Origin of the sequence: Acidovorax sp. NB1, assembly GCF_005405905.1 — a bacterium.
GTDB lineage: Bacteria > Pseudomonadota > Gammaproteobacteria > Burkholderiales > Burkholderiaceae_C > Acidovorax.
In genome coordinates this window covers 190,204-203,288 of sequence record NZ_BJHU01000016.1, presented here as the reverse complement: position 1 = coordinate 203,288, position 13,085 = coordinate 190,204, and the positions used below count along the sequence as shown (strand labels likewise).

The 13,085-nt window shown below is 64.5% G+C and carries 14 protein-coding genes and 1 other RNA gene; all 15 read right to left on the bottom strand.

Features of this window, described 5'->3' with window-relative positions; translation table 11 throughout:
* Nucleotides 1–29: 29 nt before the first annotated feature.
* The 15 genes from hutU to ubiG all read right to left on the bottom strand — a co-directional run bounded on the left by hutU (nt 30) and on the right by ubiG (nt 13,029).
* A complete protein-coding gene (gene hutU / locus AvAM_RS07695; protein ID WP_137746511.1) occupies nt 30–1,754 on the bottom strand; it encodes a urocanate hydratase in 1,725 nt (574 codons plus the stop codon).
* 40 nt (nt 1,755–1,794) lie between these two features.
* A complete protein-coding gene (hutH, locus tag AvAM_RS07690; RefSeq protein WP_137746510.1) occupies nt 1,795–3,333 on the bottom strand; it encodes a histidine ammonia-lyase in 1,539 nt (512 codons plus the stop codon).
* Nucleotides 3,334–3,534: 201 nt separating this feature from the next.
* Nucleotides 3,535–4,344 (bottom strand): histidine utilization repressor, encoded by an 810-nt coding sequence (hutC, locus tag AvAM_RS07685; protein ID WP_137746509.1) that lies wholly within the window; start codon nt 4,342–4,344, stop codon nt 3,535–3,537.
* Between the two features lie 19 nt (nt 4,345–4,363).
* Nucleotides 4,364–5,143 carry an ABC transporter ATP-binding protein gene (locus AvAM_RS07680; RefSeq protein WP_108625319.1) on the bottom strand — a complete coding sequence of 260 codons (780 nt, stop codon included), beginning with the start codon at nt 5,141–5,143 and terminating at the stop codon, nt 4,364–4,366.
* On the bottom strand, nt 5,140–5,988 hold the full coding sequence (locus tag AvAM_RS07675; RefSeq protein WP_137746508.1) for an ABC transporter permease: 849 nt from the start codon (nt 5,986–5,988) through the stop codon (nt 5,140–5,142). The genes AvAM_RS07680 and AvAM_RS07675 overlap by 4 nt, the downstream gene beginning before the upstream one ends.
* 22 nt (nt 5,989–6,010) lie before the next feature.
* A complete protein-coding gene (locus AvAM_RS07670) occupies nt 6,011–6,976 on the bottom strand; it encodes an ABC transporter substrate-binding protein (protein ID WP_137746507.1) in 966 nt (321 codons plus the stop codon).
* A 380-nt stretch (nt 6,977–7,356) separates the two neighbouring features.
* Nucleotides 7,357–8,745 carry a cell wall metabolism sensor histidine kinase WalK gene (locus AvAM_RS07665; RefSeq protein ID WP_137746506.1) on the bottom strand — a complete coding sequence of 463 codons (1,389 nt, stop codon included), beginning with the start codon at nt 8,743–8,745 and terminating at the stop codon, nt 7,357–7,359.
* Nucleotides 8,742–9,428: a response regulator transcription factor gene (locus AvAM_RS07660; RefSeq protein ID WP_137746505.1), complete on the bottom strand. Its 687-nt coding sequence runs from the start codon at nt 9,426–9,428 to the stop codon at nt 8,742–8,744. The genes AvAM_RS07665 and AvAM_RS07660 overlap by 4 nt, the downstream gene beginning before the upstream one ends.
* Before the next feature lie 17 nt (nt 9,429–9,445).
* Nucleotides 9,446–9,775 (bottom strand): hypothetical protein, encoded by a 330-nt coding sequence (locus tag AvAM_RS07655; RefSeq protein WP_137746504.1) that lies wholly within the window; start codon nt 9,773–9,775, stop codon nt 9,446–9,448.
* A 16-nt stretch (nt 9,776–9,791) separates the two neighbouring features.
* A complete protein-coding gene (locus tag AvAM_RS07650) occupies nt 9,792–10,262 on the bottom strand; it encodes a Spy/CpxP family protein refolding chaperone (RefSeq protein ID WP_137746503.1) in 471 nt (156 codons plus the stop codon).
* Between the two features lie 145 nt (nt 10,263–10,407).
* Nucleotides 10,408–10,689 (bottom strand): hypothetical protein, encoded by a 282-nt coding sequence (locus AvAM_RS07645; protein ID WP_137746502.1) that lies wholly within the window; start codon nt 10,687–10,689, stop codon nt 10,408–10,410.
* A 134-nt stretch (nt 10,690–10,823) separates the two neighbouring features.
* The gene (locus tag AvAM_RS07640) at nt 10,824–11,084 is read right to left on the bottom strand and encodes a hypothetical protein (RefSeq protein ID WP_212742262.1); all 261 of its coding nucleotides are present in this window, start codon (nt 11,082–11,084) and stop codon (nt 10,824–10,826) included.
* 159 nt (nt 11,085–11,243) lie between these two features.
* Nucleotides 11,244–11,630: a transfer-messenger RNA gene (gene ssrA, locus AvAM_RS07635) on the bottom strand.
* A 12-nt stretch (nt 11,631–11,642) separates the two neighbouring features.
* Nucleotides 11,643–12,308: an HAD family hydrolase gene (locus AvAM_RS07630; protein WP_137746501.1), complete on the bottom strand. Its 666-nt coding sequence runs from the start codon at nt 12,306–12,308 to the stop codon at nt 11,643–11,645.
* Between the two features lie 10 nt (nt 12,309–12,318).
* Nucleotides 12,319–13,029 carry a bifunctional 2-polyprenyl-6-hydroxyphenol methylase/3-demethylubiquinol 3-O-methyltransferase UbiG gene (gene ubiG / locus AvAM_RS07625; protein ID WP_137746500.1) on the bottom strand — a complete coding sequence of 237 codons (711 nt, stop codon included), beginning with the start codon at nt 13,027–13,029 and terminating at the stop codon, nt 12,319–12,321.
* Between the last annotated feature and the right edge of the window lie 56 nt (nt 13,030–13,085).

Sequence of the window (13,085 nt, the reverse complement as noted above, 5' to 3'; positions counted from 1 at the left end):
ATCCCTGTCATTTCCTCACTTTCACCGGCTCACTTCACCATAGGCAGCTTCAGGCCCTGCTTCTTGGCCGTCTCCACGGCCAGTTCGTAACCCGCGTCGGCGTGGCGCATCACGCCGCTGCCGCAGTCATTCACCAGCACGCGCGCCAGGCGCTCGGCCGCTGCATCCGTACCGTCGGCCACGATGACCATGCCCGAGTGCTGCGAGTAGCCCATGCCCACGCCGCCGCCGTGGTGCAGGCTGACCCAGGTGGCGCCGCCTGCGGTGTTGAGCAGCGCGTTGAGCAGCGGCCAGTCGCTCACAGCGTCGGTGCCGTCTTTCATGGCTTCGGTCTCACGGTTGGGGCTGGACACGCTGCCGGTGTCCAGGTGGTCGCGGCCAATCACGATGGGCGCCTTCAGCTCGCCGTTTTTCACCATCTCGTTGAAGGCCAGGCCCGCGATGTGGCGCTCGCCCAGGCCCAGCCAGCAGATGCGTGCGGGCAGACCCTGGAAAGCGATGCGCTCGCCCGCCATGTCGAGCCAGCGGTGCACGTGTTTGTTCTCGGGGAACAGCTCCTTGATCTTGGCGTCGGTCTTGCGGATATCTTCTGGGTCGCCAGACAACGCCACCCAGCGGAACGGGCCCTTGCCTTCGCAGAACAGCGGGCGGATGTAGGCGGGCACAAAGCCGGGGAAGTCGAATGCGTTCTTCACGCCTTCGTCGAACGCCACCTGGCGGATGTTGTTGCCGTAGTCCACCGTGGGGATGCCCATGGCCTGGAAGTCGAGCATGGCCTGCACATGCACGGCGCAGGATTTGGCTGCCGCCTTCTTCAGCACTTCATGCTGGCCCACGTCCTGCTGCGCGGCGCGCCACTGCGCCACCGTCCAGCCTGCGGGCAGGTAGCCGTTGACGAGGTCGTGGGCGGAGGTCTGGTCGGTGACCAGGTCGGGCTTCAGGCCACCCGCCTTGGCACGCTTGACCAGCTCGGGCAACACCTCGGCCGCGTTGCCCAGCAGCGCGATGGAGATGGCCTCCTTGGCGGCTGTGTGCTGCTGGATGAGTTCGATGGCGTGATCAATGTCACGCGCCTGCTTGTCCACATATCGCGTGCGCAGGCGGAAGTCGATGCTGCTTTGCTGGCATTCGATGTTGAGCGACACCGCACCCGCAAAGGTGGCGGCCAGCGGCTGCGCGCCGCCCATGCCGCCCAGCCCAGCCGTGAGAATCCACTTGCCCGCCAGCGAGCCGCCAAAGTGCTGGCGCCCGGCTTCTGCAAAGGTCTCGTAGGTGCCTTGCACGATGCCCTGCGTGCCGATGTAAATCCAGCTGCCGGCGGTCATCTGGCCGTACATGAACAGGCCCTTCTGGTCCAGTTCGCTAAAGTGCTCCCAGTTGGCCCACTTGGGCACAAGGTTGGAGTTGGCCAGCAGCACGCGCGGTGCGTTGGCGTGCGTCTTGAACACGCCCACGGGCTTACCGGACTGGATGAGCAGCGACTCGTCGTCATTCAGGTCCTTGAGCGAGGCGAGGATCTGGTCAAAACACTCCCAGTTGCGTGCGGCGCGGCCGATGCCGCCGTACACCACCAGGTCATGCGGGCGCTCTGCCACCTCGGGGTCGAGGTTGTTCTGGATCATGCGGTAGGCGGCCTCGGTGAGCCAGCTCTTGCAGGTGAGCTGGCTGCCGCGCGGCGCGCGGATCACGCGGCTGGCGTCGTGGCGGGGGTCGGTGTTGGAGGCGGCGGCGATGATGGCGTCGTTGGCGTTCATGGTGGGCTCCTGTGAATCAATGGGGTATGCGTAGAGAAAATCAGGCGAAGCTGGGCAGGCATTGCGTGAGCGCTGCAGGCCAGGTGGACTGCTGGGCCCATGCGCGCATGGCTTCGATGTCGGGGGCGAGGTAACGGTCCTGCTCCAGGTAGGCCACGCGCTCGCGGATGGCGGCGAATTGCGCTTCGATCAGCGGAGAGGATTTCAGTGTGCGGTCGAATTCCATGCCTTGCGCAGCGGCCATGGCCTCGATGCCGACCATCACCGCCGCATTGCGCACCATGTCACCCAGGCGGCGTGCGCCGTAGGTGGCCATGGAGACATGGTCTTCCTGGTTGGCCGATGTGGGCAGGCTGGTCACGCTGCTGGGGTTGGCCAGGCACTGGTTTTCCGCCGCCAGCGCGGCGGCGGTCACCTGCGCAATCATGAAGCCCGAGTTCACGCCGCTGTCGAGGATCAGGAAGGCGGGCAGGCCTGACAGGCCTGGATCCAGCAACAGAGACAGGCGGCGTTCAGAAATCGCACCGATCTCGGCCACGGCCAGCGCAATGATGTCGGCCACAAAAGCCACGGGCTCGGCGTGGAAGTTGCCGCCTGAGATTACGTCGCCGTTATCGAATACGAGCGGGTTGTCAGACGCCGCATTCGCCTCAATGGTCAGCACACGCGCGGCGTGATGCAGGTTGTCCAGGCACGCGCCCATCACCTGCGGCACGCAGCGGATGGAGTACGGGTCTTGCACGCGGCCGCAGTTCGGGTGCGAAGGGTCGATGGCGCTGCCGTCGAGCAGCGCACGCACGGCAGCGGCCACGGCGATCTGCCCGGCCTGGCCACGTGCCTCGTGAATGCGTGCATCAAAGGGTTTGACCGAACCCTTGATGGCTTCGAGCGACAGGCAGCCCGCGACCAGCGCAGCTGCAAACACGCTCTCCGCGCCAAACAACCCGGCCAGCGCCAGCGCGGTGGACACCTGCGTACCGTTCAGCAGCGCCAGCCCTTCCTTGGGACCCAGCACAAACGGTTGCAGGCCGATGGAACGCATGGCCTCGGCACCCGGCACCACCTTGCCGTCCACCTTGGCCTGCCCTTCGCCGATCAGCACGCAGGCCATGTGCGCCAGCGGCGCCAGGTCACCGGATGCGCCTACAGACCCTTTGGCCGGGATCACCGGCAGCACGTTGGCGTTGGCCAGCGCCAGCAAGGCGTCCACCAGCTCGGGCCGCACGCCCGAATGGCCGCGCGCCAGGCTCACGGCCTTGGTCGCCAGGATGAGGCGCACCACATCGTCGGGCAGCGGGTCGCCCGTGCCCACGCTGTGCGACAGCACCAGGTTGCGCTGCAGTTCGGCTAAGCGGTCGTGCGCAATCTTGGTGCTGGCCAGCTTGCCAAAGCCGGTGTTGATGCCATAGACCACCTGGTCTTCATCGACGATGCGCTGCACCGTGGCCAGGGACTGCTGCAGGCCTGCGCGGGCCGAAGCATCCAGCACCAGTTGCACGGGGCCAGCGTGAATGCGGCGCAGCTCAGGCAGCGTGACGCGGCCGGGGTGCAGGGTGATGGGTGATGCGTTGAGTGCCATGGTGTTGATCCTGTATATACAAGTAGGTACAAGCGAAAAATAAACAGCGTTACTTTGTTCTTCAAATCCTGTCAGCCAATCCCACTGCGGGCGGAACTGCCACGGCACCCGCGAGAGACGCCGAGCAAGGGCCGCCCCGCAGTGAGGGCGTCGTCCCCCTTGAGGGGGAAGGCGCGAAGCGACTCAGAGGGTGCTTCATATTCAACCGGCGACGGGGTTGCCGTCGGCTCGGAAGCGGCTGCCCAGGCGGTAACGGGTGGCGGGGTGCAGGCAGCGCACCACGGTGATCGGCACGCCGCGCGACCAGGTGCGACGGGTGAGCAGCAGGCACGGCTCCTGCGGAGACATCTCCAGCAGCGCGGCCTGCTCGGCGGTGGGCATGACGGCATCGACCACATGCTCGATCTGGTCGAAGGGCACGTTGCGCACCAGGTATTCGGAAGGTTGCAGTTGCGTGAAGTCTTGCGCGGCGAACTGGGGCACCTGGCGTGGGTTGACGTGGCGGTCTTCCAGTTGCACGGGCAGGCCGTCTTCGCGGTGGATGCACAGCGAGTGAAACACCGACTCGCCCGTGCGCAGGTCCAGCGCGGCGGCAACCTCCAGCGTGGCAGAGGTGCGCTCCACCGTGAGCACGTCGCAGCGGTAGTCGTGCCCGCGCTGGCGGATTTCGCTCGCCAGGTTGGCTATCTGCAGCAGCGTGGATTGGGGCTTGTCTTCGGCCACGAAGCTGCCCACACCGGCCACACGCACGATGCGGCCCTGCTCCACCAACTCGCGCAGCGCACGGTTCACCGTCATGCGCGATATGCCGAACTGGGTGACCAGTTCGTTCTCGGACGGCAGGCGGTCGCCCGCGCGCCAGATGCCCTCCTGGATCTTGCGCGAGATGTGGTCCTTGACCTGCTCGTACAGCGCCATGGCCTGCGCGGGAGCAGCCACGGCGGCCACAGCCTTGGCAGGCGTGGCGCTGCGGGGTGCAGCGGCTGCGGTGCGGGCAGGACGGGCGCTCATGGGCTGGTACGCATTCAGATCAGTGCAGATCGGCCGCCATGGATTCGGCGCGGATCTCTTCGGTGAGGCGCGCCTTGAGATCCATGAACTCGGGGCTGGTCTTGATCGTGTAATGGCGTGGGTGCGGCAAGTCCACCGCCAGCTCGGTCTTGATGCGGCCAGGCCGGGCGCTGAAAACCGCCACGCGGTTGGCCATGAAGATGGCTTCGTCGATGTCGTGGGTGACGAAGAGCACGGTCTTGCGCTCGGCCTCCCAGATGCCCAGCAGCAGCTCTTGCATGAGCACGCGGGTCTGGTTGTCCAGCGCGCCAAAGGGCTCGTCCATCAACAAAATCTTGGGGTCGTTGGCCAGCGCGCGCGCAATGGCAGTGCGCTGCTGCATGCCGCCCGACAGTTGCTTGGGAAAGTGCTGCTCGAAACCGCGCAAGCCGACCTTGGCGATGAAGTACGCGGCGCGCTCTTTTTGCTGCGCCTCGGGCATGCCCCGCTCGCGCAGGCCGAAGCGGATGTTCTGCTCGATGGTGAGCCAGGGGAACAGCGTGTAGCTCTGGAACACCATGCCGCGGTCGGCGCCAGGGCCTTCCACTGGCACACCGTCCAGCAGCACGCGGCCGCTGGTCGCGTGGTCCAGCCCTGCGACGATGCGCAGCAGCGTGGACTTTCCGCAGCCCGAGGGGCCGAGGATGGTCACGAAGTCGTTGTCACGCACTTCAAAATCAACCGGCTGCAGCGCCTGCGTGCGCTGGCCCTTGGCGGTCTCGAAAACACGCGAGACGGCTTGAATGGATACGCTGCTCATCGCACAAAACTCCAGGCAAACAGGCGGTGGTTGAGCGCCTTGAAGGCGAAGTCGGACACCAGCCCGATGAGGCCGATGATGATGATGCCGAAGATGATCTGGCCGGTGTTGAGCAGCGACTGGCTGTCGGTGATCATGTGGCCGATGCCGCTCGACGAGCCGATCAGCTCGGCCACGATGACATAGGTCCAGGCCCAGCCCAGCACCAGGCGCAGGGTCTCGGCGATCTCGGGCGCAGCGCCAGGGATCAGCACCCGCGTGACGATGCCCTTGTGGCCCGCGCCCAGCGTGTAGGCCGCCTCCACCAGGTCGCGCCGCGCGCCGCCCACGGTGACGGCCACCATGAGCGTGATCTGGAAGACCGAGCCGATGAAGATGACCAGGATCTTTTGTGCCTCGCCAATGCCCGCCCACAGGATCAGGAGCGGGATGAAAGCTGAGGCCGGCAGATAGCGGCAGAACGAGATGAAGGGCTCGAAGAACGCCTCGATGCCCTTGTACGCGCCCATCGCAATGCCCAGCGGCACAGCAATGACGGCAGCCAGGATGAAGCCGCCGACCACACGCCAGATGGTCATGCCGATGTCTTTGATGAAGCCGTATTCGGTGAACAGCAGCCAGCCTTCCTTGGCCATGGTGATGGGGCTGGCGAGAAAGGTGGGCGACACGAAGCCGCCCAGCGTGAAGAACGCCCATACTGCCACGAACACGACGAAGAAGGCCAGCCCGAGCATCCAGCGGGCACGGCTGCTCACGGGCTCCAGCGGAGCGAGCGAGCGCCGACGCACGGGGGCTTTTGGCTCGGTTTTTGGCTCAGAAACGGACAGGGGTTGCACGGCAGACATGGCGCGTTCTTCTTCCGTCTATTTACTTGATGAAGCTCGCGTCGAAGGTGACGTTCAGGTCTTCATTCGCCTTGCGGATGATGCCCGCCTCCAGCAGGATGGCCGTGGCGTCCTTCATGAAGGCCTGCAGCTCGCCTGCAAAGAACTTCTGGTTGGCCGCCTTGTCCTGCCAGCGCAGGAAGGACGACGACTTGGCGAACTGTTCGCCCGTCTGCTTGACGGCTGCGCCCATGATCTCGTTGGACTTGGCCGGGTCGGCCTTGATCATGTCGAGCGCCTGGAAGTAGGAGGTGGCCAGCGCCTGTGCAGCCTTGCCGTTGGCCTTGAGCCAAGTCGGGTCGCAACCCACGGTGTCCATCACCATGGGGTAGTCGAGCGTGGTGGCCAGAATCTTGCCGGCGCTGGGGTTCTCGCGCACGGTGGACAGGTACGGCTCATACGTCATGGCGGCGTCGTTCTGCCCTGCGACGAAGGCCTGTGCAGCGGCCTGGGGCGACAGCGTGGTGGTCTTCACATCCTTGAGACTCATGCCGTTCTTGCTGAGCATCCAGGCCAGGCCGAAGTACGGGGCCGTGCCGGGCGCATCCACGCCGATGGTCTTGCCCTTGAGGTCGGCAAAGCTGTTGATGTTGCCGCGCACTGCAATGCCATCGGCGCCGTAGGACTTGTCCATCTGGAAGATCTGCACGATAGGCACGCCGTTGGCGTTCCAGGCGACGTGTGTTTCCACGGTGGTGGCGGCGCACTGGATGGACTTGGAGGCCAGGGCCAAGTGGCGGTCCTTCTGCGGGATCATCTTGATCTCCACATCCAGGCCATTCTTCTTGAAGATGCCCGCCTTGTCGGCCAGCGTGAGTGGTGCAAAACCCGTCCAGCCGGACATGCCCAGCACAATCTTGGTGTCCTGCGCCTGGGCCGGTGCGGCCAGTGCCATCACACATGCTGCTGCCGCTGCCAGCGACGTCCATTTCACAACCGTTCGAGTCATCATCTGCTCCTGTTTGAAAAAAGTACCACCCCAGCCGGTCCGCACCTGCGTTCCGGTCGCCATGATGACACCGGGAGCATACCTGTATATACAGGGTAAACACCAGCAAAACCGGATCATCGGGCGAGGTGATCTCTACAGAGCAAAAACGGGGCCAGGCGACGCGGACTCTGCGGGGCCTGAGGAGAAGCAAAAAATTACTACCAAATTGATAGCTATAAGCGCCTTACTAGAGCGCGGTAACGGCCATTTTCTTTCATAACCCTTCCCCCATCACCGGGCCAAGGATCCACAAGGGCCGTAGCACCACCCCAGTGCAGGCCGCTGCCGGGCAGGCGGCGGCAGCGGGACAACACTGCGCCCCTCCTGGGGGCAGAGGCTCACTCCACCACGGGCAGGCGCACCGTGACCGACAGGCCCGGTTCGGCATTGCGCATGTGCAGCTGGCCGTCGTGCGCCTGAGCCACCAGGCGGCACAGGTACAGGCCCAGGCCCACACCGCCGGTGGTGCGCTGGCGGGCGGTGTCCGGGCGGTAGAAGGCCTGGGCCAGGTGCGGCAGATGTTCGGGGGGCACGCCCCGGCCGTGGTCGCGCACCTCCAGCTCCACCACGCGCCGGTCGCCCTCCAGCCGCAGGTGCAGCTCGGGGGGCAAGGCGGCCGATTCGCTGTGGCGCAGGCTGTTGTCCAGCAGGTTGCGCAGCAGCAGCCGCAGGCGCGAACGGTCGAGCCGGACGGCTGGCAGGTCTGGCGGCGCATGCAGCACGATCTGCGCCGCGCCCGCGTGGCGGGAGCCCAGCTCGGCGATCACCTCGCGCGCCAGCTCTGTGAGGTCCGTGGGTTCGCGGTGCAGCGCGGCGTGGCGCCCGGCCAGGCGCTCGCTCTCCAGCAGGTCGGTAATGAGGCCCGCCATTTCACCCAGGTCACGCAACAGGGCCAGGCGCTGGGCCTCCACGTCGGCCGTTTCGGGCAGCAGCTCGGTGTTCAGCCGGGCACGCGTGAGCGGGCTGCGCAGCTCGTGGCTCATGGCCAGCAGCAGGGCACGCTTGGCCTCCAACATCTGGTGGATGTCATCCCCCATGGTGTTGATGGTGGCCGCCAGCTGCCCCAGCTCGTCGGGCCGGTGGGCATGCCGCACAGGGATGGGCTGCGCGAAGTTGCCGTTGCCAAAACGCTGGGCGCCCTGGCGGATGTCGTCCAGCGGGCGCAGCAGGTGGCGCACATACACATAGGCCAGCGCCGTCAGCAGCAGCAGCACGGTGAGCGTGCCCCAGGCGATGCGCGGGCGCTTCTCCCACGACAGGGCATTCAGGCCAAACTCGATGTGGTGGCCATCGGCCGTGGTGCGCTGCAGCAGGTTGTGACCACTTTCATCGCCCGCCCAGTGGTCCTGCTTGCGGAATTTGTCGCTCATCCAGTCGGGGCGCGGCTGATCGGGGTGCGAAGCCCAGTGGATCTGGGGCCCGTCGATGCGCAGGGTGACAGGCAGGCGGTCGGCAATGGCCTGGGCGCGCTCAATGCTGGGCGGGCTGCCGATCTCGGCGGTCAGCCGATCCACATAGTCCATCAACAGGGGGCGGGCCGCTTCTTTCCAGCCCACGGCCACAGCCTTCTGAACCCCGCCCATGAAGGTGATGGCCACCGTCACGGCCAGGGCCATGAACACCAGCACCAGACGGATGCGCAGCGAATGCCCCACCGCGTGCCGCGCGCGGCGGTGCCACGGGCAGTGGGGATCGTGGGCCGCATGTGTGTCCCGCAGCCGCGTCATGGCGCAGCCCGCCGCAGGGCCAGCGAATAGCCGGCGTTGCGCAGCGTCTTGATGCAGTCGAGCGGCTCGAGCTTCTTGCGCAGGCGGCTCACCACAATGTCCACGGCGCGGGTGTACAGCTCGGCCTCGTGGCCGCGCAGCTGGTTCAGGATGTCGTCGCGGCTGAACACCTTGCCCGGCTCCCGCGCCAGCAGGTGCAGCAGGTCAAATTCGGTGCCGGTCAGCTCCACGGCCAGGCCCTGGCGCAACACGCTGCGGCGGGCGGCGTCAATGGTGAGCCCGTCAAACTCCAGCGAACCCACGGCCGCGCCCTGCCCTGGCCCCCGGCGGCGGCGCAGCACGGTCTGCAGCCGCGCCACCAGCTCGCGTGGCTCAAACGGCTTGGGCAAGTAGTCGTCCGCCCCCAGCTCCAACCCCACCACGCGGTCCATCACCTCGCCCCGGGCCGTGAGCATCACGATGGGCAGATCGCCATGCTTGCGGATGGTGCGGCACAGCTCGAAGCCATCCATCTCGGGCAGCATCACATCCAGGATGGCGGCGTCAAAACCCCCAGCCCCCAACTGGGCAAGCCCCTCGCTGGGCTTGAGGGCATGGACCAGTTCCAGCTCGAAACGCTGGAAATAGATAGCCAACGGGGACCCAAGCTGGGCGTCGTCGTCGATGAGCAGGATGCGTTGCATGCGCAATTCTCACACCGTCAGGCGTTCATTCCGTCGAAGGCTGCAACACCGCCATCGTCCACTCCGCGCAGTGCACGGTGCCGCACGATCAAGCGGCGCAGGCGGCCTTGGGCTCCGGCATGGAGTGCATCGAAATGATCGGCAGCGGCCAGCAAGGCGGGCAAGGTATGGGCCGCCGCCTCGGGCTGCCGGGCCACCAGGCCCAGCGCATGCTCGCGATCGAAACGCGGGCCCCAGACCAGGGACATCAACTCATCGTGGGGATCGGACATGCCCGCCAGCAACGAAGGCCCGTGCGTGCGCACACCCTGCGCCAGGCGGTGGATGGGTTCCAGCGTGGGGGACATGGTGATGCTCCCCGCCTCAACCGCGCGCCATCCAGCCCTTGCGCCGCTGCATCAGCTCGCGCACCTTGTGCTGCTGCTCGGGGTTGAGGCTGTCATAAAAGTCGGCCAGCGCGTTGATCACCTCGGGACTGCTGGTCTGCACGGCGCGGGTCTTCTCGTCCAGCAGGGTCTGGGCCCGGGCCCTGTCGAACTTCTCACCCGCGACGATGGCCTGCATTTCCGCACGCGGGTCGGCAGTCTTGCCGACAAAAGCCGTGCGCTGCGCCTCCATCTTGTCGGCCAGCACATTGAGCTTGGCCTTTTGCGCTTCGTTCAGGTCCAGCTTGCTGCTGACACGCTCGACCACCTTGCCACGCACTTCCGCCATTTTCTCGGCGCTCATGGGGCCGCGGTGGTGGTGGTTGCTGCTGGAGCAGGCCGTCAGACCGCCCACCGCGATGGAAGCGCCGAAGATGCCCATCAGGGTTTTCTTGATCCAGGGTTTCATGATGCAGTCCTTTCGAGGACGGTGTTGAACATGACCCTGATGGTGCCGCGTGGCACACGCTACGTCGTCTCGACGCAGTTTCGGTTTATTTCATTTTGTTTCGTATGACATATGGGGAGTTACAGGCATTTATGCCCCTCCCAGCTCAGCGGACCACGGCCGACAACACCACCAACCGGTTGGCCAGCAGCGCCGCCTCATCCTCCATTTGCGCCAAAGGCTTGGCGCCAATGCTCCAGCCACCGTACCAGATGGCAAATGCCGTCACGCCCGGAAACCACTGATCGCCGTTCGCGCCATAAGCAGCTACGGCCTCGTCGATGCGGCCATGCAGCGTCGCGCGCCCTACTTGCACCTTGCCATCAAACACCCTGGCGAGGTACTGGTGGGAAGCTTCATGCCGGATATGCAGGGTCAGCACCATCATGGTCCTCCGCAGGTGCCCATGGCCCCGCCAGAAACGGACACGGTGCGGGGAGCGCCGCTTGCCCCTTGGCACCAGCGCCTCGCGGGTCCGCTCTGTCGAAGCGGGGCCTCGGGTGTGAGCCACCCGCGCAGCCATCAATCAAAAGAAGGTTCCAGGTCACACAGTGGTCGAAGACGCGGCACCGAAGAGGGCCAGCCACCAGCACGCAGGGTGGCCCGCCCCAGTCCGGTGATGTAGAGCACCTGCGCCTTTTGCTGCGGCGCGTCCACCGGCGGCAACTGCACCTCTACCATGCCCGCAGCACGCAACACCCGCAGCTTGTCGATGTTGATGACGTCCGATTCAATGAGGGGCAACTCATCCCGCGCCAGCCCCTGCAGGTACTCCATTGGCATAGTGGCCTCCGGCTTGAACGAGCGGGCATTGTGCGGCGTGGGGTTGGCTTAATCAAGGGCCGATACACACACCTACAAATGCAGGGGTGATTGCGACAAAACGCGCCCTATTAATGAAAAAGAGCGTTCGCTGAAGGCAGCGAACGCTCTTGGATATGGTGGTGGAGCTGGCGGGAATTGAACCCGCGTCCGTAAGCCTTCACCGGGCAGATCTACATGTTTAGCGGTCTGTTTTGAATCTCGCCACCCGTGTCGCGCAGTCGCACGCTACACAAGCCGCCAGCACCCTATTTTCTCGCCCCAACCCAAGGTACCCGGATCGAAGCCAGCCCATGTAATTATCCTTGCAGCCGGGAGGCCCTGATTGCTCAGAACCCCCTTGCCCAGCCCATCGGCCAACTGTTGCAAGGCTCACTGGCAATTAAGCAGCGAGTGCGAAACGTTCGTCGTTTGCAGTTAGTTTTTTAAATCGAGATTTACGAGCGTGACTCAAGCTCGACATGCACCACACCGATTCCGAACCCACGTCGAAACCAGGACAGCCCCAGACCCTCTATTTTAGGTGCGCGCAAGCAATTGCAAGAGCTCGGAAGGAGATTTAATTGCAGCATGGGCGCCCCACTCTCCGGGATCGGTCTTTGCGCCGAGGTAACCGTAGGTCGCGGCAACCGTGCCCATGCCGGCGGCAAGGCCCGCAATGATGTCGCGCTCGTCATCGCCCACGTAGATGCACTGCGCTGGAGAGAGCTTTAAACGGGACGCAGCTTCCAGCAAGGGGGCTGGATGCGGCTTTGCATGGGGAGTGGTATCGCCACTGATCACCGCCCCGGCCGTTTCAAAAAGCGGAATCGCCCGGGTCAGCGGTTCTGTAAAACGTGCCGCCTTGTTCGTCACCACCCCCCACAGCAGGTTGCGCTGCAAAAGCTGGTGAACCAGTTCGGGCACACCTTCAAAAATCGTGGTGCGCTCGGTCATGCGCGACTCGTAGTTCACAAAGAACTCTTCGCGCCACACGGGAAAATCAGGGTGGTCCGGGGTCATGCCGAAAGCCTCCCCCAACATGCCGCGAGCGCCCGCACCCGCCATCGGCCGGTAACGATCAAGGGGCAAGGAGGGCAAACCGCGATCAGTACGCATCTTGTCGGCGGCCGCCCCCAGATCTGGCGCGCTGTCGATCAGCGTTCCATCTAGGTCGAACAAAACTGCACGGATGTCGTGGAACATGTTCACCACCTCAGCCAGGACGCCGGGTGGCGAACAAGTAATTCACGCTGGTGTCTTCACTCAGCCAATAACGCTTTGTCAAAGGGTTGTATTCCAGCCCCCTTGTGTGCAACACATCGAGCTGGGCATTGCGACAGCTGGCAGCCAATTCGCTGGGACGAATCATCTTGGCATATTCATGCGTCCCACGGGGCAGCATGTTCAGCACATACTCCGCGCCCACAATGGCCAACATAAAAGCCTTGGCATTGCGGTTGATCGTGGAGAAAAACACCCACCCCCCAGGTTTGACAAGTTGGGAACACGCGCGAACCACGGATGCCGGGTCTGGAACATGTTCCAGCATCTCCATGCAGGTCACCACATCGAAACTTGCTGGCTGCTCCTGGGCCAGCGCTTCCACACTGATTTCCTGATAGCGGATGTTCGGAGTACCCGCTTCCAACGCGTGCAGTTGCGCCACGCGCAATGCCTTCGACGCCAAATCAATGCCCAGCACCTCCGCGCCTTTGCGCGCCATGGAGTCGGCCAGAATGCCACCTCCGCAACCCACATCTAGCACCCGCTTGCCATTCAATGGGCTGAAGCCATTGATCCAGTCAAGCCGCAGCGGATTGATCTGGTGCAACGGGCGGAATTCGCTGTCCGGATCCCACCAACGGTGGGCCAATTCTGAAAACTTGGCCAGTTCGGCCGGATCTGCATTGACGGTGTCACTCATGCTCGCAATTGTCCCTGAACCTGGTGCATTAAAGACTCCAGACGCAAAAAAGCCCC

What these genes read in the sequence shown, in the direction of transcription:
- AvAM_RS07650 (WP_137746503.1), bottom strand. Translation starts at nt 10,262, where the DNA reads ATGAAACCCTGGATCAAGAAAACCCTGATGGGCATCTTCGGCGCTTCC.
- ubiG (WP_137746500.1), bottom strand. Translation starts at nt 13,029, where the DNA reads ATGAGTGACACCGTCAATGCAGATCCGGCCGAACTGGCCAAGTTTTCA.
- AvAM_RS07645 (WP_137746502.1), bottom strand. Translation starts at nt 10,689, where the DNA reads ATGATGGTGCTGACCCTGCATATCCGGCATGAAGCTTCCCACCAGTAC.
- AvAM_RS07660 (WP_137746505.1), bottom strand. Translation starts at nt 9,428, where the DNA reads ATGCAACGCATCCTGCTCATCGACGACGACGCCCAGCTTGGGTCCCCG.
- AvAM_RS07680 (WP_108625319.1), bottom strand. Translation starts at nt 5,143, where the DNA reads ATGAGCAGCGTATCCATTCAAGCCGTCTCGCGTGTTTTCGAGACCGCC.
- AvAM_RS07640 (WP_212742262.1), bottom strand. Translation starts at nt 11,084, where the DNA reads ATGCCAATGGAGTACCTGCAGGGGCTGGCGCGGGATGAGTTGCCCCTC.
- AvAM_RS07630 (WP_137746501.1), bottom strand. Translation starts at nt 12,308, where the DNA reads ATGTTCCACGACATCCGTGCAGTTTTGTTCGACCTAGATGGAACGCTG.
- AvAM_RS07655 (WP_137746504.1), bottom strand. Translation starts at nt 9,775, where the DNA reads ATGTCCCCCACGCTGGAACCCATCCACCGCCTGGCGCAGGGTGTGCGC.
- hutU (WP_137746511.1), bottom strand. Translation starts at nt 1,754, where the DNA reads ATGAACGCCAACGACGCCATCATCGCCGCCGCCTCCAACACCGACCCC.
- hutH (WP_137746510.1), bottom strand. Translation starts at nt 3,333, where the DNA reads ATGGCACTCAACGCATCACCCATCACCCTGCACCCCGGCCGCGTCACG.
- AvAM_RS07675 (WP_137746508.1), bottom strand. Translation starts at nt 5,988, where the DNA reads ATGTCTGCCGTGCAACCCCTGTCCGTTTCTGAGCCAAAAACCGAGCCA.
- AvAM_RS07665 (WP_137746506.1), bottom strand. Translation starts at nt 8,745, where the DNA reads ATGACGCGGCTGCGGGACACACATGCGGCCCACGATCCCCACTGCCCG.
- hutC (WP_137746509.1), bottom strand. Translation starts at nt 4,344, where the DNA reads ATGAGCGCCCGTCCTGCCCGCACCGCAGCCGCTGCACCCCGCAGCGCC.
- AvAM_RS07670 (WP_137746507.1), bottom strand. Translation starts at nt 6,976, where the DNA reads ATGACTCGAACGGTTGTGAAATGGACGTCGCTGGCAGCGGCAGCAGCA.